Annotated in this window: 21 protein-coding genes and 2 pseudogenes; 11 read left to right on the top strand and 12 right to left on the bottom strand. The window is 62.0% G+C overall.

The annotated features are described in order from the left end of the window. Positions 1-408 precede the first annotated feature (408 nt). A complete protein-coding gene (locus VFW69_RS08615) occupies positions 409-1239 on the bottom strand; it encodes a hypothetical protein (RefSeq protein ID WP_526500138.1) in 831 nt (276 codons plus the stop codon). Between the two features lie 225 nt (positions 1240-1464). Here VFW69_RS08615 and VFW69_RS08610 point away from each other — a divergent pair, with 225 nt between their 5' ends. The 3 genes and pseudogenes from VFW69_RS08610 (at position 1465) to VFW69_RS08600 (ending at position 2931) form a co-directional block, all read left to right on the top strand. Continuing rightward, complete coding sequence (locus VFW69_RS08610) at positions 1465-1764, top strand: hypothetical protein (protein ID WP_526500136.1); 300 nt, start codon at positions 1465-1467, stop codon at positions 1762-1764. Positions 1765-1796: 32 nt separating this feature from the next. Beyond that, on the top strand, positions 1797-2228 hold the full coding sequence (locus tag VFW69_RS08605; protein ID WP_526500134.1) for a hypothetical protein: 432 nt from the start codon (positions 1797-1799) through the stop codon (positions 2226-2228). 502 nt (positions 2229-2730) lie between these two features. Beyond that, positions 2731-2931 (top strand): annotated as a pseudogene (locus VFW69_RS08600) (YegP family protein). 74 nt (positions 2932-3005) lie between these two features. Here VFW69_RS08600 and VFW69_RS08595 read toward each other — a convergent pair. Both VFW69_RS08595 and VFW69_RS08590 read right to left on the bottom strand, forming a co-directional pair. Next, positions 3006-3346 (bottom strand): annotated as a pseudogene (locus VFW69_RS08595) (WhiB family transcriptional regulator); the annotation flags it as partial. A 193-nt stretch (positions 3347-3539) separates the two neighbouring features. Beyond that, a complete protein-coding gene (locus VFW69_RS08590; protein ID WP_526500132.1) occupies positions 3540-3734 on the bottom strand; it encodes a hypothetical protein in 195 nt (64 codons plus the stop codon). Between the two features lie 254 nt (positions 3735-3988). Between VFW69_RS08590 and VFW69_RS08585 the strand changes: the two genes are divergently transcribed. Together VFW69_RS08585 and VFW69_RS08580 are read left to right on the top strand one after the other, a co-directional pair. Next, the gene (locus tag VFW69_RS08585) at positions 3989-4123 is read left to right on the top strand and encodes a hypothetical protein (protein ID WP_526500130.1); all 135 of its coding nucleotides are present in this window, start codon (positions 3989-3991) and stop codon (positions 4121-4123) included. 334 nt (positions 4124-4457) lie between these two features. After that, a complete protein-coding gene (locus VFW69_RS08580; RefSeq protein ID WP_526500128.1) occupies positions 4458-5054 on the top strand; it encodes a cation efflux transmembrane domain-containing protein in 597 nt (198 codons plus the stop codon). A 547-nt stretch (positions 5055-5601) separates the two neighbouring features. Here VFW69_RS08580 and VFW69_RS08575 read toward each other — a convergent pair. Both VFW69_RS08575 and VFW69_RS08570 read right to left on the bottom strand, forming a co-directional pair. Beyond that, entirely contained in the window at positions 5602-6273 is a 672-nt protein-coding gene (locus VFW69_RS08575; RefSeq protein WP_526500126.1) for a hypothetical protein, read from the bottom strand. A gap of 540 nt (positions 6274-6813) precedes the next feature. After that, on the bottom strand, positions 6814-7599 hold the full coding sequence (locus VFW69_RS08570; protein WP_526500124.1) for an SDR family NAD(P)-dependent oxidoreductase: 786 nt from the start codon (positions 7597-7599) through the stop codon (positions 6814-6816). Positions 7600-8736: 1137 nt separating this feature from the next. Here VFW69_RS08570 and VFW69_RS08565 point away from each other — a divergent pair. Beyond that, positions 8737-8862 (top strand): hypothetical protein, encoded by a 126-nt coding sequence (locus tag VFW69_RS08565; protein WP_526500122.1) that lies wholly within the window; start codon positions 8737-8739, stop codon positions 8860-8862. A gap of 202 nt (positions 8863-9064) precedes the next feature. On the opposite strand, the gene VFW69_RS08560 is transcribed toward VFW69_RS08565, so the two are convergent. Together VFW69_RS08560 and VFW69_RS08555 are read right to left on the bottom strand one after the other, a co-directional pair. Next, positions 9065-9277, bottom strand: a complete 213-nt coding sequence (locus tag VFW69_RS08560; protein ID WP_526500120.1) for a CsbD family protein — start codon at positions 9275-9277, stop codon at positions 9065-9067. 204 nt (positions 9278-9481) lie between these two features. Then, complete coding sequence (locus tag VFW69_RS08555) at positions 9482-10354, bottom strand: hypothetical protein (protein WP_526500118.1); 873 nt, start codon at positions 10352-10354, stop codon at positions 9482-9484. Between the two features lie 299 nt (positions 10355-10653). Between VFW69_RS08555 and VFW69_RS08550 the strand changes: the two genes are divergently transcribed. Continuing rightward, positions 10654-10794 (top strand): hypothetical protein, encoded by a 141-nt coding sequence (locus VFW69_RS08550; RefSeq protein ID WP_526500116.1) that lies wholly within the window; start codon positions 10654-10656, stop codon positions 10792-10794. 484 nt (positions 10795-11278) lie between these two features. Here the strand turns inward: VFW69_RS08550 and VFW69_RS08545 are convergent, their stop codons facing one another. Next, positions 11279-11737: a universal stress protein gene (locus VFW69_RS08545; protein ID WP_526500114.1), complete on the bottom strand. Its 459-nt coding sequence runs from the start codon at positions 11735-11737 to the stop codon at positions 11279-11281. A 145-nt stretch (positions 11738-11882) separates the two neighbouring features. Here VFW69_RS08545 and VFW69_RS08540 point away from each other — a divergent pair, with 145 nt between their 5' ends. Beyond that, positions 11883-12404, top strand: coding sequence for a hypothetical protein (locus VFW69_RS08540; RefSeq protein WP_526500154.1), 522 nt, complete (start codon positions 11883-11885; stop codon positions 12402-12404). A gap of 97 nt (positions 12405-12501) precedes the next feature. Here VFW69_RS08540 and VFW69_RS08535 read toward each other — a convergent pair whose 3' ends face one another. From VFW69_RS08535 to VFW69_RS08525, 3 genes are all read right to left on the bottom strand, one after another. After that, on the bottom strand, positions 12502-12669 hold the full coding sequence (locus tag VFW69_RS08535) for a hypothetical protein (protein WP_526500112.1): 168 nt from the start codon (positions 12667-12669) through the stop codon (positions 12502-12504). Then, a complete protein-coding gene (locus VFW69_RS08530) occupies positions 12666-13166 on the bottom strand; it encodes an Rv2253 family sensor-like surface protein (protein WP_526500110.1) in 501 nt (166 codons plus the stop codon). Before VFW69_RS08530 ends, VFW69_RS08535 begins: the two co-directional genes overlap by 4 nt. Before the next feature lie 104 nt (positions 13167-13270). Beyond that, positions 13271-13414 carry a hypothetical protein gene (locus VFW69_RS08525; RefSeq protein ID WP_526500108.1) on the bottom strand — a complete coding sequence of 48 codons (144 nt, stop codon included), beginning with the start codon at positions 13412-13414 and terminating at the stop codon, positions 13271-13273. Between the two features lie 438 nt (positions 13415-13852). On the opposite strand from VFW69_RS08525, the gene VFW69_RS08520 reads away from it, so the two are divergent. From VFW69_RS08520 to VFW69_RS08510, 3 genes are all read left to right on the top strand, one after another. Further along, the gene (locus tag VFW69_RS08520; protein WP_526500106.1) at positions 13853-14071 is read left to right on the top strand and encodes a hypothetical protein; all 219 of its coding nucleotides are present in this window, start codon (positions 13853-13855) and stop codon (positions 14069-14071) included. A gap of 86 nt (positions 14072-14157) precedes the next feature. Continuing rightward, positions 14158-14394 (top strand): hypothetical protein, encoded by a 237-nt coding sequence (locus VFW69_RS08515; RefSeq protein WP_526500104.1) that lies wholly within the window; start codon positions 14158-14160, stop codon positions 14392-14394. Between the two features lie 36 nt (positions 14395-14430). Then, the gene (locus VFW69_RS08510; protein ID WP_526500102.1) at positions 14431-14805 is read left to right on the top strand and encodes a DUF732 domain-containing protein; all 375 of its coding nucleotides are present in this window, start codon (positions 14431-14433) and stop codon (positions 14803-14805) included. A 35-nt stretch (positions 14806-14840) separates the two neighbouring features. Here VFW69_RS08510 and VFW69_RS08505 read toward each other — a convergent pair whose 3' ends face one another. Continuing rightward, positions 14841-15461, bottom strand: coding sequence for a TetR/AcrR family transcriptional regulator (locus tag VFW69_RS08505; protein WP_526500099.1), 621 nt, complete (start codon positions 15459-15461; stop codon positions 14841-14843). Positions 15462-15518: the final 57 nt, after the last annotated feature.

The following is a 15518-nucleotide window of genomic DNA, read 5'->3' as shown; positions in this document are numbered from 1 at the left end:
AGCGCGTTTCGACTGACTGGTTGCTCGACGACGACGAGTGAGTGAGAACGTCTTGGCAAGGCCCTAGCGTTGAATACACGTACTGTAGACGTACGCAACTGCAGGCCATGCATCAATGTGGCCTATCTTTGACAAAATGTAACTCTTTCGGGCCAGAAGCCCTGTTAGAGGGCTGGGCGCTGCGACCAGTACGCGCCGATGTCCGATTATGTGTGTCAACTCGCCCAAGTGAGTCTCGGGGACTTAGGGGCCGTCTGACGGCGGGCCCAAGCACAGCGGCAGTCGGGGGGCGCGGCACCGTACCCCCAGTGGAACTCCCCTCGTGAAGCCCCGAAACGTCTAACGAGAATTCAGGAATACGGCGGCGCAGCCATAACGTCACAGCCTTGCGTTCGCGACCGGCCCGCGCTACAGAAACCCCGGAGGACCTTTGGGAAGGCGCCCACTCCGGTCAGGTGTTTTCCACAGGTCGATCGTTTGAACCACCCAATATGCGGCGAACTCGAGGATCAGCGCCACTTCGGCCACAAGGCCCCAACGAACCCCCAACCATCTCGGGTGTACGAGATGCACCGGGACAACTGCAATTAACGTCGCCAGCATCAGCCAGGCAATCCCCCAGTAGATGCGCTTATAGCAACGCTGATGCGGTGACTTCGACGGGTCCTCTCGCCCGACGACGTATGCGGTGCAGAACGTGGTGGCGATAAAGGCCGAGAGCAGCAGTACCGCGGCTGCGCCGTGTGCATACTTCAGGAACTTGTCCCGAAAGAAGAGCAGGGCAATTAGGCCGACCGCCATAGTTAGCCAGAAAACACACAGCGACACTATTCCCGCCGGCCTTCGTGCCTGCGGGCGGTGGCCGCGCAGGCATTGCACCAGCATCACCGACCAGATCACCGCATAGCCCAGACCCAATGCGATAGCGATCGCCCCGACATTAGGCAGCGCGGCGGCCAGGACATCGTAGTCGGGCGGCAGATTAGCTGGCCCGGGGCACAGGTCCGAGGGTCGATCCTGCGGCACCATCGCGGCGGTCAACGCGCTGACCCCGGCCAGAGTCAACAAGACATCCTCGGTGTCGGTGCTGCCCCTATAGATGATGAATAGCGTGCCGAGTGCCAGGAGCGCGGCGATGACGATGCTGTGCGCGGAGGTGTAATAGTAAGTGCTGAGGGCCGATTGCCAGCAGGGTGCCGATATCCTTTCGATGATCACGCCCGCAGCGACCATCACCATTAGTACGACCATGGCGACGCGTAAGTCACGGTATATGGCAAGCGTGATGGGAGTCCGACGCGGGCCTTGGCCGCCCGTGCCGCTTGGCTGGCTCACGCTGCCCACACTTCTGGCTGAGCGCTTTCGCCCTTTTGGTTCGCTTCGGGCATGTCCGGTACCTGTTTGTGGACGATGTCGGGTGATATGGCTGACTGCACAGGATTTTAGGGATATCCGTCTAACGGTGTGCAGCTATTGCCGGTGCAGTTGTGGACCCGCAAGTTCAACCGGGCGCGGTCTTCCGGGGTCGCACCGAACTTCGCCACCCGCAACCGCAACTCCCGGGCCGCGGAACGGTCGCCCAGCCAGAACTCCGCATGCAAGCAGCCCAACGACGTGCCCTACGACAGGCCGGGCGGCAGTCCCCTCAAGCCGGTCGGCCCTAAGGTGCCGGACCCCAACGAGCTGCACATCCCACCAGCACGATCGGTCGGACCGGTCACGAGGCTGAGAGCCAAGGAGACTCCCCTGAAGAAAAAATACTGAATTGGGTAGACCGCGAGATTTGAGGTGATGGGATGGAAATCGTTGTCGCAACGATGACGATGACCGTGGGGGCGGCGCTCGTCGTCGCCCCTGTGGGGCATGCCGCCCCCTGCAACAACCAGGCCTGCCTGTCCACACCGTTCTCGCAGGCCGGCGGACCTTACGTGGGCGAGTGGCAGGCCCATCAGGAACACGTGTCGGTCAGTTCGGACGGCAGCGGCACGGAAGTCAACAACTCCGGCACGGTCACCTTCAAGATGGGCAGTGTGTCGACAGACCAACCCATCACCGCCATGGGCAATGTCATCAGTGGAGGCCGCATTCCGACCGGAAGCTACGTGGCCATGCAGCTAGTCGACGGCGGCAACGGAATGCTGTTCAGCATGGGCGGCGGCGATCAGAACTTTCCGTTCTGCAAGGTGGTCAACGGCTCCTACGCCAATAGCGCCGACTGTGGAGCGTGAGCTGGAATAGCCGATTTCATGAAACTGATGGTGCACTCGTTGTCATCGACTTGACCACAGCCAGCTTCCCGCGACGCTGTGTCCGCTTCGAGAGCGTACCCAGGATCGCGGCCAACTGGCGTGCCGCGGCGGGCTGAGTCGGTACATGTCTCGGGTCGTCGAGGATTTCGGCCAACGCTAGCGCCACCGCCGTCAGAGCGGGGCGTTCCACAGCGGCCGGCGCAGCGTCGAGTTCAGCACGCACGGCCGCGACCATACAACCGTCAGCTAACGAAACTGGTTGACAATCAACCACACTCGGCTTCCAAGGGGCTGGCGTATCGATTGAAAGCCCGCAATGGCGCCGGGGTGGGCCGCTGCCTTCGATAGACGCGGCGGATGCGCTGCCGGATGAGCGTCTTCGAGCTAGTAAACGGCTGCAACCCATAAGGTTCGTGCGTGCGCCAGTTGTCATAGAAGCGTAGCGTTTTCGCTGTTCGAGCAAACGAACAAGGAGACTGCCATGGCAGCCGAGTTCGAAATCACAAGGAAAAATCCGGCAAGTTCCGGTTCCACCTCAAAGCCGCTAACGGCGAGATCGTCGCCGCCAGTCAGGGCTACGACACCAAGGCAGGCGCCAAAAAAGGGCATTGAGTCGGTCAAGACGAACGCTTTCGCCGCGGAGGTTGCGGACCTTACCGAACGGGCGCCGGCCGACAACTAGCGCGTGTCGCGCGCGTCATCCCTCGCCCACGCCACCAACACGATGTGCGTGCCGCAGTGGTCTGCGGGACCAATTACGGAGCGCGCATTGCGCTTGTCGAAAAATCCGTCCACGACACGACTTCGGGATGCTGCTTGAGCAGAGCCCTGCGCTGGCGCTCAGTCATGCCGCCCCATACCCCGAACTCGACCTTGTTGTCGAGCGCCTCCGCCCCGCACTCTGTCATCACGGGGCAGCGACGGCAGATAACCGCAGCCTCACGTTGTTTTGCCCCCCGCACAAATAGTGCGTCGGGATCTGTTCCCCTACACAGCGCCTTCGAAGCCCAAGCGCGATCGTCCGCGGCCACGGCGCTTGACGTGTTGTGTGCGGGCACAAGGCTTATGGGCCGTCCGGCCCGTCTTTCTCCTGACAACGAGCTAATCCTTCGTCCCAGCCGGCCGCAAAGTTGCGACCGCCTCCCCTGATGCTGGGGTGTGCGCCACATCGGCCCGGACGTGTGACTTGACCCACGTTGCCTAAATTAGCGATTCGGTATCGATTGCGCAAACGGATTCTGGCACGCGCGTACCTTTTGTGATGGCCGGAGGGGAGCTGACCGCGAGTGCTTACGGAGCAGCGACAACGAACAGGCGCCATTTGCCGGGGACGCCCTTGCGCGCGTGAGCGCCGCGATCCTCGAACTCGAGTCCAGACCCGATCACCAGATCGCGCAGCGTGCTGGACACGTGCACATCGTTCGGGCCGGCCAGGGCGCTTACGCGTGCGCCGATGCCGCCGATGTCGTCGCCGCGGACCTGCACTCGCGGGTGTGCAACCCGGGCACGGACCTGCCGCGAGGACCACGCGCCGCTGAACGCAGCTTATCGAGCAGGGCGGCCAGTGCCTTCGCTGCGGTCCGCGGCGTCAACCAGCCAATCCAGACCCCCGACATCGCAAAAAGCTTTTCCAGCGATTTTGCGCAACTATTCCACACGCGCCCAATGACAGCGATAGCATCACATAACTGGCGGCACTTAGATGCCACGGGGATTTAAATAGAAGAAAGGTGTGACCGATGAGGACGAAGAGCACCAAGAAGGTACTGAAAGCTGTTGCAGTAGCCGCAATGCTGACCGGTGTGATTCTGGGGTCGTCGGGCTGCATAACGATTGACCTTCCCCACGCTCCCGTCTACGTCGCGCCGATGTAGTGGCGCCTGGCCGAGAAAACGCAAACTTGATCACTAACCACGCGGAATCCGCAGCGGTTGGCTGATTGACGGCTAATCAGGAGTTGTCCGCTGGTTCGTCATCGACTTGACCACGGCCAGGTCCCGCGGCGCTGTGCCCGCTTCGCTAGCGTGCGCAGGATCGTGACCAACTGGCGTGCTGCGGCGGGCTGAGTCGCTACATGACTGGGGTCGTCGAGGATGGCGGCCAAGGCCAGCGCCACCGCGGCCCAGCCGGGACGCTCGCCCGCCGGCGGCGCAACGTTGAGCTCGGCGCCGAGGCGCTCGGCGTAGGGGCCTGTGTGAGACTTTCAAAGTGAGCAGCATCGACGACACCACCCGCCGATCCTTGCTACGCCGAGGCTTCGCGCTGGAATTCGCCACATTGGGCTGGAATGTGGTCGGCATTGGCGTCCTCGCAGTCGCAGCCATCAGTGCAAAGTCGGTGGCATTGGCCGGATTCGGTTTGGACTCCCTGATCGAAATCGGCGCCTCAACCGTGGTGATCTGGGAACTGTCCGGAACCGGTGAAGCTCGCCAGCGATTGGCAGTGCGGTTCATCGGTTTCGCCTTCGCCGCGCTAGCTCTGTACCTGCTCGTGCAGTCAACGGTGGTGCTGGGCATGGGTTTTCAGCCGCACCATTCGCCGACCGGAATCGCCTGGACCGCCGTGACCGCGATGGTGATGTTTGTCTTAGCCGCTGGCAAGGCGCGTACCGGTGCTGCGCTGGCCAACCCGGTGCTCACCACCGAGGGCCGCGTTACTTTGATCGACGGACTGCTCGCCATTGCCGTACTGCTAGGACTGTCGCTCAACAGCCTGGCCGGGTACTGGTGGGCCGATCCCGTCGCCGGATATGTCCTCGTTTTCTACGCGCTGCGCGAAGTCCAAGAAATCTTCTCTGACTCCTAGCCCGCACGGTGAAGAGATTCAGTAAGTAGGCACGCCTGAATTGTTGATTGGGCGCCCCTACTCGCCAAGGGGCGGCCCGTGCTTTCACACGACAACGGAGTGATCGGATTCAATGAGGCGAAATGGTGTCTCGGTGGGCGGGTCCAAGGCCGCGCCGGCTTGCATGGCGACCTCGAGAGCATTGATACCGAGCTGGGTTGCTGGCGACCCTTCGCCGTGCGCCTTGGGAGCGAGGCGGGCCGCTACCGTCGATAGACGTGGCGGATGCGCTGCTGGATGATCGGCGCGAGCTGACGCGAAGTTTGTGTTCGCGAGCTCGGCTGGGGCATTGACGGCAAGTTTCGGTAACGATGCATTGGCACCGCTGCCAACAACAAGAAGGCGCAGGGTTCATTCGGTGGCACGGGAACGACAACTTCGGCGGTCGGGCGGCGACGCGCGGGCCTGAACGGTTAACGCGGCAGTGGCAACGATTGCAAAGCGGTTGTACTGCAACGCAATCGGGTTGCTCCTTGCGGCATCGAGGATTCCCTGCGCTTTCCGGGAGTCAGTACTCGAGCCCGTATCCGCCGCGCAAGTCCTTGTGCGCGGCCTCCAGGGTGCGGTCGCACAGGTCCACGAGTGCGTCGAGGTCGAGATCCGATTCGCTGCCCAACCTGTCCAGCCACACCATCTCCACCTTCCTCAGCTCGGACCACTTGAGTTCGCCCTCGTAGAACACGGTCACGTCCTCCTGTGGGGCAGGGCACGCGGTGCTCTGCGCCAATTGCCGCTTGCACGAATCCAATTGGGTCAATGAGTAGCCGTGCTCGCGGAACTGACGATCCCACTCGTTGAGCAGGAGACTTACGCTGTCGCGCACCGGTGGCGCGGCGTAGACCATCAGCTCGGCTACCCCATCGTCGAGGCCCAGCCGCATGCGGAAGTCATACAGTTCTCGGATGGCCTCGGCGCGCCGCTGGCTGGCGATCTCCTCGGCGCTGCCGGTCCCCTCGTATTGGGCCGCGCGTTTGACGTAGATGGTCGCGGAGATCAGCGACTTCAATACGGCCTTCTTGTCCTCGGCCGCCCGCTTCTCGAAGTCGAGGACACGTTCGTGGCGACGGTCTGCCGCCTTGTTCCTGGCGTCGATTCGCTTCGTCCAGATCGCGACGGCGGCGCTCGAAATCACGGACGCAAGGGGTACGAGCGCGTTGGCCACCAACGTCGTCCAGTTCATTCGTCGACCTTTACCCGCAGTACCCAGGGGGCGGCAGCCGGCCGGGCGGGGCTGCGTCTTGATTGCAGAGGCCGGATTCTCCGTGCGGCGGAGGGGCCTGGGTGGGGTGCAGGGTTGCCGTTATGGCTGGATTTGGGTCGGGAGTGTTTGGGGTGGCGGGGTCTGCGTTGGCGATGGCCGCGGTCAGCCCCGACAGCGTCATTCCCAACCCAGCGGCGAGAACGGTTCTGGCGGCCAATTTCGTCAGTTTGGGCTTAGTGGTGCGGTCGAGGTGATCGGTCGGTGTCATGATGTTCCTTTTGTGGTCGCAGCCCCCGATGGGCCGCCCTGCAGGTAGGGCCATCCCGCCAATTGGACAGTTCGTCGACAACGTTTTCCGAGTACCGCTTCGGGCGGAGCCGGAATTCCGTGCAGGTAGTGGGGTGGGACCAAACCTAGATCGAGGCTATTCGGGGGGCCGGGGCGTGTCTCGCGTTTTGTGGAATTTGAGCGGCGGATGCGCTGCTGGATGACGGCTCCGGCGTCATGTGTGAGCCGGAATCAGACGGTGGCGACGTATCCGCCGTCGATGCGGAAGTCGGATCCGGTGATGTTTCCGGCGCGGTCGCTGGCCAGGAACACAAGGAGGTCAGCGACTTCTTCAGGAGTGGTGAACCGGCCCGTCGGCGCGGAACTTGCGAGCTCCGCCCGGACCTCGTCGGCCGTCTGGCCGTTAACCGCGGCGAACCCGTCGGCCATCCCGCCCCGCTCCATCCACTTCTCGGTCGACACGGCGCCCGGACTGACCGAATTGACGCGAATGTTCCTCGGTGCCAGATCTTTTGACAGTGCCTTAGCAAAGTTGGCGACAGCTGCCTTGGCGGCGCAGTAGTCGTAAGTGTTCGGTCCGGGAGAATAGGCGCTGATTGAGCTGACGATGACGATGGAACCACCGCCGCGCCGCTCGATCTCTGGCAGCGCCGCGCGGGTCGGTCGCACGACGCCCATCAGGTTCAGCTCCCAGGACTTCCGCCACTCGTCGTCGGAAATGCTGGCGAGTCCACCGGGACGAACCGTGGCGCCGCCGACGTTGTTGATCAAAACGTCGATCCCGCCGCGGTAGGTCGCCGCCGCGATCAATTCTTCGGCAGCACCGGGCTGGGTAAGGTCCACGGACACATACGACACCTGGCCGCTCTCCTCGAGCAGGGGCAACTGCTTACCAGGGGTCCGTGACCCAGCTACCACATGGGCGCCGGCTTCGACGAGGGCCTTGGTGACTGCGAAACCGATGCCCTTGCTGGCCCCAGTGACGACGGCGATCTTCCCCGACAGATGCAGCTCCATTTGCGCTCCTTCATCCGCCGTGCGCGCACGACGCTACTCCGTGGCTGCGGCTGGTGGCAGCGCTTTGCCGTGCGGCTTTGGGAGCGCAGTGGGGCCGCCGCGGTCAATAGACGTGGCGGATGCGGTGCCGCATAGACGGCGCGCGCCGGTCGAAGAAAGTGACCCATGTCACGTTTAGAATTTGGGCGATCGGTTGGGCGAACACTCGTTCACTACCTATCGTGGAAGCCGGCAGCAAAGACGGGAGGCCAGTGGATCAGCTCTGTGATGACCTACGCCGATTCGCCATTCAGGTACGGCAGATCGGATTCTCCGTCAACGGCGGCGTAGGCGAACGGGAATGCCTGGATCTCAGTGATCGCATGCTGGCCGCGGTTCAACGCGCTGAGTCTAGAAAAGGCTGAGCCGGAAATGGGCCAGTTGAATTCGAAGGTACCGACACACCGCGAACCGTAAATTACCGGCCAACAAGCCCCACGCACATGTGAGACTGCATTTTCGCGGTGAAATGCTGCCCCAGCCCTTGGGCTCGTCCGGATGGTTGATTGCTGAATTCGCGTCCCCCTGCCGACCGGCGGCCTCGAGGGGCGGGCACTTCATGGCCCGGAGCGAATCGCGGGGCAGTCTCCGCGCCAACAAGCTGGGTTGCGTCTGGTTTCCTCGTTGCGGACTAACACCACTAAAGCCGCGCCAAAGAGAACCAGCAGGGGCACGAACACCAGCGGGTACGCGGCGACCAAGGCTAAGCCGATGAGAGTGGCCGGCACCACCAACAGCATCACGGCCGTCGGACCCCGATCGCTTCGATCGACGCTCCTTGCGATCCTCACCAGGGCCGCGAACGCCGCAGCGGCCCATGGATGCTGATCCGGCCACCTACCGTACGAGCGATGGGTCTTGAGGCCGCAACCCACGCAGATCTGCCCATTCACCCGCTTATGGTGTCACCGCGTCGGTAGATCCGCACCCCCGCCGCAAATCCACAAACTCCGGTGGCGGGCTGCATCACGCGTGCGAGTCGTCCACAACATGTTTTCCGCTGTTTGCGCAATATTGCACACGCGTCAAAAGACCGCGATAGCATCAGCTTGCCGGCGGTTTTTGCCACGGTTGTCTCATTAGCAGAAAGGCGAACCGATGAGCGCGAGCAAGAAGAAGATGCTGAAAGCTGCCGCACTGGTCGCGGTGCTGACCGGTGTAATGCTGGGTTCGTCGGGCTGCATAATGATCGACCTTGGGACACCAGCAGCCCAAGAAAAGTAATCCGCCGCCGCGGCGCTGACGAGTCGTTTGCTCTCACGGCCGGCATCAACGGCATGCCGTCAGGCGCGCCCTGGTCGGACATTGAGCACCAGTGCGAGGCGCCCGCGACCACCACGCGCTGACGCCGAATCGGCTTGCCCAGCCAAGACGGCAGCACCTTCGCCGCTGCAGGCTGACTGGATACGGCACGCGAGTTAATGGGCTATATCTGTCGACGCCGGCGAGGCATCTGTCGGCGCCGTCGCGGCCGGAATGCGTCCTTGACCTTTTCACCCGCGTCTCTCAGGTGAGCCGCCCGCTGATTCGCTCTGCCCTCAGCCTCCAGCGCTGGGTCGTTGGTCGCGCGGCCGAATGCCGCCTTGACCTTTCCCGTGACCTGGTTCATCTTGTTCCGGGCTTTATTCGCACCGCTCACAGCATGTCCTACTCTTCGGGTTCGGAATAATGCGCTAAGAAGCGGCTACCCATTTTCGGTCTGACCCACCCCGCTACGGCAACACCGGGGCGAGACCGGAAGCTGTGAGCCAAGTTGGCCATTGCCGTCCTATAGACGTAGCGGATACGCTGCCGAATCAAACATGCGCTGGATCACCGAACGGGCTATGCCCAAGCCTCTGACCTAATCGCTTCCTTCGTCCATTACGACAAATTTCAGCCACATATGCTTCTTAATCGCGCCTATGTGAGCTAACGCAACAACGACCAAACTGCTAAATGCACCACCTGCGACCCCCAGCAGCAGTGCCATCAACACTTTATGATGAGGAGCCAGTTCCCATCGTTGGAGAATCGGCGCTGCCAATCCTTCATAAACCCCGACTAATACTGCAAACGAGACAACCGGAATTTTGAATAACAGCAGCCGTTGCTGTGCAGTAATCAATTGGATCCCTAAGTTAGGCAAAGCTTTTATCGAGGAAGAATAGGCAGAACCCGTCAGTACAATGCTGCCTGCGGCCGAGACGAATCCGAAAAGCATCAAATTCAGTATCATTGGAAAGGTCAGAAAACCAGCAATACACAGCTGAATCCAGAAGATGACCGCCAGCAAAACGCCGCCCCATATCCCCACAATCAAAGGATGGAACATACGCACTATAACCGCATCATTCAGCCGAACTCTCACTCTAGGAAAAACGATCCAGTTCAACAACGAACAGACTACCGCCGCCCCCACGAACCCTATAACGAACCCGTAGACACCAACAATGAGCATTCTATTTGCGAATGCCGCGAACTGCACAGCAGCACTTGCAGTCCGAGAAGCTCGGTCTACCCTAGGTCCCTCTTGTGAGAACAAAGACAGCAAAGGAACGGTGATTCCTTCTAATAGTGCGAATAACCAGACTAAATGCCAAGAAAACTTAACGTCGGCTTTTACATAATCCTCTGTGCCTAAAGAGCGTCGCTTGGCGCCACTCGCGTTCATCGACATGCCCTTCATTTGCAGGTGCTGGCACTCAAAGCCATCGTCAAATATTATCGCCATCACCCGGTGGGCGGACTACTTCAGCCGCCTCTTGCGATCGTGTTCCACACCAAATGCCGCGGCGAACGTGCGCGGACACCGAACCCAGCTTGTCCCGGCCCGGGCAGCACCTTCGCGCGCCGCCTGCTGTTGATGTGTCGCTCCTGGCTCGGGTGCCACATAGCCCAACCCAGACCGCCGACATTTGCAGAAGCCCTCCGGCGGTTTGCGCAATATTACACACGTGCCAAACGAGCGGGCTAGCATCAGAGAACGGCGGTACTTCGCCGCCACGGTTCGTCTACCAGGAGAAAGGTGTACCGATGAGGACGAAGGGCACCAAAAAGATGCTGAAAGCTGCCGCACTGGCCGCAGTGCTGACCGCTGTAATGCTGGGGTCGTCGGGCTGCATAACCATCGACCTGGGCGGCGTCGCCGCACCGATCCCAATCAACACCCAATAGCCCCGCCGGCAGCTACGCTCGGGGCGTCGCTCGTACTCAGTGACGGCATGGACTGCATTCCATCAGGCGCCGCCCTGGGCTTGATAACAGAATTGTTGTCCCACCCCGGTACCGCCCATCGCATACAAAGAGTTTGTTTGAAACTCGGCGGCGAAAAACGGCATAGGGAGATCCGCCCAGCAGCTGGACGGGCAGAGGTGCTGAATCGGGGCCGGCAAAAATTGTGTCCCTCGGTGACGGCCGCCCTATCACCCGTGTCGTCCTCGCCGAGATTAATGCGGCGCGACCGGATTCGGCAGCGAAGCCGTGGGCATCATTCTTGCTGCTTTCTTGTGACCGGCGAGCTGAGCTTGCAGGTCTTGTCTTCGCGCGAGGGCCCGTTGATGTAGGCGACTTGTTTGTCCGATAGCTGCGAAACGGGAGTATTCATAAATCGATCTGAATAGAGGTCGTGGTTCGACACCGAACGATCCGGAACGATGCCTCAGTCGCTGGTGTGGACGATCAACACGTCGGTCTTGGCCCTGCGGGAAACCTCGGATGGGACTGATCCCAACAGTCGCCCGGCGACGCTGCTGAGTCCGACATTGCCGATGACCAGCAGGTCGGCATCGACCTCTTCGACCAGCTGCACCAGCGCGTTGACGGGGGCACCGACGATCGGCTTCTCCTCGACGTTCTTGGCCCCGGCTTTGTGCGCCCGCTCCCTGGCGTCCTGCAGGATCGCGTAGTAGGGGGCCTCGCCCACCGTCCGGTAGTCCTGGCCGTGGTCGCTCCCCGGAGGGATGGCGTAGCGGCCCTTTTCCTCGCGCACGGGCGTATGCGCCGTCGCAACAATTAATTTCGCGTCGTGCTCCGCAACGATCGCGGCTGCGCGCTCCACCGCACGCAGCGACGAGTCCGAGCCATCGGTGCCGACCACGACCGTCTGATAGGCGCTCATATCCCGCCCAGTGTAAGGCCGACCGCGGCGCATTTGAGTGAAAACCGATTTGTTCCCGGCCGACCTCTTGAACCGAAACAGCCCGCGGCCGATCCGCCAGACTTCCCAGATGCGCTATCTTCGCGCAGTGACCAGACCCGCGCACATGAGCGCTATCACAGCGACGCTTGCGCTGACAGCGTGTTTGACTGCGCCCCGTGGAACCGCCGACCCGACAACTCCACAGTCGCCTTTCCCGACCGGAAAAGCCGGCACCAGCATCCACGTCACGGAGTACAGCACCGCGACCGCCGACGTCACACTCAATAACGCAACCTGGGTCTCGTCCGGCTGTTACGGCGCCAGAGGTTGCAACGTCATCGAACTCACCATCGCCGGCAAGTCCGACGTGCCGTTCAACTACGGCCAGACCTCCCTGACCGCCGCCTCCTCCCCTTGGAGGCAGGACCCAAACCGGGATATCGAGGGCGGCTCGTCCATGATCGATTACCAGAAGATCAACAAGATGCCACCCCTGCGCACGGGCAGCGTCACCAACGGCCAAACCGCCCACGGGTTCATCGCCTACGCCGGCAACCTCAACCAAGGCGACGTTTATATCGAGTTCAACGATCCCGATGCCCCGGCGGCCCCCACCCCATTAGCGGGCTGGAAAGTCCACACCTGAGCGCGACCACGATAGGGTGTGGATCAATCAAACACAGTGTGCCGCAAGGGAATGTGGCTCTCACACGCTGCACTTCCCAAATCACGACTCGCACCTGTCAGCCACACCAGTCCGGCACATCCTTCGGGTACGCCTCAAGCGAGCCATGCCCCTGACAGCGCTGCCCGGGTGGGTAGTTGACGCGGGCGTTGAGCAGATCGCAGGGAATGTAGACCTGCTTGCCCTCGGTCCAGTCGCGGGCCGCGTTCCCGAAGGGCTGATTCACACGCGTTCGGCCCTCATATCCATGTCGATCGTCCCTTGGCACGCGCCGCTCAGGATGTCGGTGTGCATTATGCCGGCGAGCGACCCGTCGGGTTGGGGCGTGTAGCGCACCTCGGTCCGGGCCGGATTCCATTGGATCGTGGTGTCGGGCATCATGCAGTCCCATTGAAAATCGTTGACCTGCGACCAAGACGTTCCGTCCCAGGTGAACTGAATCGGCTGCGGAACCGTCGGGTTACGAGGTGGGGGGCCACTGATGATGGTGGCGACGCACTTCCCGCTGGTGCAGCTCGAGCGGAATCCGTAGGTCTCGGTGTGCTGCGTTTCCGGATCGCCGACCGCCATGCTGGTCCCGGCCTTGGGGCCGACCATGAACGTGATTGCGTACTGGCCGTTCCAGGACGGATTGTCGGCGAAAGCAGTGGGGGGAAGCGACAGGGCAATCGCGAGCGACGCGGCGGATAAACCGGCGAAGCTCTTCAGACGGTGTGGAGCCATGATTCCTCCTCCGAGGCCGAACCGATTCAATCGTCGTACGCCGGACCGCCGCCGACAAGGTTCTTGCCGATTGACTTGGCGTGCGCGATTTTTGCCAGACCGCCTTACCAGCCCCACTCGTCATCGTCGAGTACATCCACGGTCAGAGCGTTGTCGGCTGGGCCCTTCGTCCCGTACGTGAAGGTAAGCAGCGTGCGATCGTCGTCAAGGGGTTCGGTCGCTATGACGGTAGCGTGCCCGAACTTCATGCGGATCCTGTCTCCGGGCTTCAGATCGTCAACACGTTTAAGGGTCACGCTCAACCCACAGCGCCCCACGGCGATGAGATCGCCCGGAAATCCGTTGGAAAGCAGTAAGTCTCACGGCACCTCGCGCGGTGTCGTTGGGCGTTCGCGGCGGTTCGTTGAACCAGGTCGGGAACCTCAAGGTTGAGTAGTCAGCGGCATAGGTCTACTGGGCTGAGGTGGGCGCGATTGCCGAGATGTTCGAGATGATTCTCTTCATCGCCACGCCAGTATCTTTCACCGCGGCCCTCTCGGGGGTAAAACGCCGCGGCGCTGTTAGATGTAGCCGCGCCCGTGGAACGTTACCAACAGGCGCCTGAAGAGCGCGAAGGGCCGCCGGGTGCAGGTGCGTGGACCGGGCCGTGTCACGTGCGGCGCCACCACCGGAGCAAAATGTGAGACGTGAGTTGGACGAGGTATACAGGCAGAGCGTTCGCGGATATCACCCTGGACGGCGACGCGCTGCATGCCGAGCTCGAAGACCGCATTCGCGTGGGCAATCCGCATCTGACGGATGTTCGGCTCGAGCTGGCAACCAGGACCGAGGCCTTCGACGCCGAACGGAGCCGGCGGTGGTATGAAGTCACCTACCTGGCCGAAGACCCGGAAGACAATTCGTAGCCCACAGGCGCGGCGGCCCATTTGCCCGCGCGGTCAACGTTCTTGGCGCTAAATTCCTCTCCTGAGCATTGCGAAGGAGCGCAGCGGTGCGGTCAACCATTGGCACCGTCGTTGTGATCGGTTGCGCGATCGTCGCGCTGCCGACGCCGACGGCCTGGGCCGGCGATGACTTCGTTGCTCTGGCCGTGTCCGTCGCAAGCGGACGATCCGCCGGCTGGGGCGCCGGCGGCAGTCAGGACCAGGCGAGCCAAATCGCGCTGGCCAGCTGCACCGCCGAAGCCGGACCCGCGATTTCGACTATCGTTCATTCAAATCGTCCTTGACTGTACGCCGATCGGTCCGCGCACAGAGGGGAGGCCATGGGCCCGATGAAGGTTGGTTCTGGAAAGTGGCCGACCGTCTGCGCGATTGTCCTGTCCACCGCCGCGCTCGCCCTCGCGGCCCCGGCGGCAGCGGATGACACCGACGACGCGTTCATCGCGGGCCTGTCCAAGGGCGGAATCACCATGCCCGACAACGACGATGCGATTGCGAAAGCCCAGACGGTGTGCGCCAGCATCGCTGCCAATCCGAACGCATCGGTGCTGGCAATTCAGCTGGCCAGGCAAACGGACCTTTCGGTCAAGCAGTCCGCCTACTTCGTCGGCCTGTCGATAGCTGTCTATTGCCCGCAATACAGGGAGGATATCGACCCCTCGGTGACCTGGCTGCTGCCGGGCCCGCCGCTCATGTGAGCGGAGGTACTGCAGCACAACGGGTTTCGTAGTGCTCAGCGCGGTGCTACGCCTGCGGCGCCATGCTCATAGGCGGTGGTCAACCAGAACACCGTGCGCTCGATACCCGGCACGATATCGGTGGCGTCGATCTCCCCCTGCGCAAATCGGGTAAGCAACCCGTAGACCACGCCGGTGAGGATGAGCTCGAGGTCCTTGGCGAAGCTCGGTTCCGCTTGCGCCAGCACGGCTTTGGCGACGGGAACGACCGCGTCGACACCGCGCTGGATGAGACGCTTTCCGCCGGGACCCGATCGCGCCTGGAAGTAGGAGCGCAGCATCAACGGATGTTGCTCCCAGGGCTCGAAGATGGTCCTCATCACGTGCATCAGGTCCACATAGATCGACTCGCCGGGCAAATCGTCGATCAGCGCGGGCAGGCGCGCATAGCGATTGGCATCCATCCACCCGTCAAGGGCGGCGACAATGAGCTCGTCGCGGGTGCGATATCGCTTGTAGATGGTCGCCAGGGAGACACGGGCCCGTCGGGCGACCTCGCGCAGCTGCACCGCCTCATAGCCCTCGCTGTCGAGCATCTCGACCACGATGTGCAGAATCGGGTCGGCGCGCCGCCCAGAAGCGTCGTGCACCACGTGCAAGTGGGGCCCTTTTGCCATCACAGTAACCATGTTACTGTGCGCAGGTGAGTAACGGCGTTACTCGGGCCTGATCTG

The sequence above is a fragment of the Mycobacterium sp. genome, assembly GCF_036273375.1.
Taxonomy (GTDB): Bacteria; Actinomycetota; Actinomycetes; order Mycobacteriales; family Mycobacteriaceae; genus Mycobacterium.
The sequence above is the reverse complement of the archived record's forward strand: the minus strand, read 5'-3'. Positions and strand labels throughout refer to the sequence as shown.